The sequence below is a fragment of the Pseudomonas sp. Pseusp97 genome, assembly GCF_047304025.1.
GTDB lineage: Bacteria > Pseudomonadota > Gammaproteobacteria > Pseudomonadales > Pseudomonadaceae > Pseudomonas.
On the sequence record NZ_JBGLYK010000431.1, the window covers coordinates 1 to 1,384 of the forward strand.

Sequence of the window (1,384 nt, forward strand, 5' to 3'; positions counted from 1 at the left end):
GCCTTCGCGGCCGGCTTGGCGGCAGGTTTTGCAGCGGGCTTCGCGGCCGGTTTGGCGGCAGCTTTCGCAGCAGGCTTCGCAGCCGGTTTGGCAGCGGCTTTCGCAGCAGGCTTCGCAGCCGGTTTGGCGGCAGCTTTCGCGGCAGGCTTCGCAGCGGGCTTCACGGCCGGTTTAGCGGCGGCGGGCTTGGCAGCGGCGACCTTGGCAGCCGGTTTGGCAGCGGCTTTCACAGCAGGCTTGGCGGCAGCTTTCGCGGCCGGCTTGGCGGCAGCCTTGGCAACCGGTTTGGCAGCAGCCACCGGCTTGCGGGTAGCGAGGGATTTGCCAGCGGCTTCCTTCACCTTGGTCACGCCCTGGGCGAGCTTGAGGCTCTCCTGCACATCGCGCTTGAGGTTGGCGATGTAGGCACGGGTTTCAGTCTGGCGGGTCTTCAGAACGTCCAGCACGCCGTCGAGCTCAGCGATGCTCGACTTGGCCTTGGCCTGCGCCTTTGCCTTGCCGGCCTTGGTCGCGTCCTGCAGCTTGGTGCGTGCGGTGTGCAGCTTCTCCTGAGCCTTGCCACGTTGTTTCTCGAGCTTGGCGAGCAGCTTTTCGGAATCGACGAGCGCCTGCTTGCAGGCACCTTCGAGGTGTTCGATCAGACTGTTGGACAACTGGTGCAGCAGATGCAGAGGGGTAGTGACAGGTTTCTTGTTGGCCGACATGACGTGCCTCCTGGCGGACGTGGTTGCGCCCATACTAGCCCCGCTGATGGCCTCTCGCCAATGTCCTGATTGCGCTGCAGGCCGCAGCAGGCACTGGCTTCAGAGGTTTCCAGCAGTGCGCGAAGGCGCGTTTTTTCACTCACCCAGTGACGCCGCCGCGAGCACTTGGTTCCGTTGCTGCAATCGGCCAGGCAGCGCAAACGCCCGCGGCGCGGGCGTTTGCGGATAAAAAATAAATTTCGGGGTCAGGCCGGAAACGCCCGTCGCAGAGCGCTTCGCTCAGCACGCGACTGCACCCTCGAAGGCGCAATGGCAGGCTTTCACGGTGCAGCAGCACGACCCGGGATTCGCCATCACGACACGCTGAAAATGCTCTGGCGAACACGGCTTTACGGCTACCGTTGCGGCCGGTTTTCAGCAGCGATTCATCGCGCAAAAAAGACTGCGGGGGCACAGCTGCAAGCTGCCGAACGGCGCGAGTTTTTTAGCATTGCGTGCTCGGAGAGCGGGACTCGAAACATCGCGGACAGCGTTCGCTCCTACCTGGATAATCCTGTGCCGGCCTCAGCCCTCTCCCCCGCCCCCCGCCCGCGGGGGGGGGGGGGGGGGGGGGGGGGGGGGGGCGCCCGGGCCGGGGCGGGAAAGACGGGTGGGGGGAGGGGGGGGTTTAGGGGGGGGGG

1 protein-coding gene is annotated in these 1,384 nt (G+C 65.6%); it reads right to left on the bottom strand.

Going from position 1 to position 1,384, the window contains the following annotated elements; translation table 11 throughout:
- On the bottom strand, positions 1-704 hold a 704-nt coding region (locus tag ACCC94_RS29660; RefSeq protein ID WP_413353165.1), incomplete at its 3' end, for an AlgP family protein.
- Positions 705-1,384 lie beyond the last annotated feature (680 nt).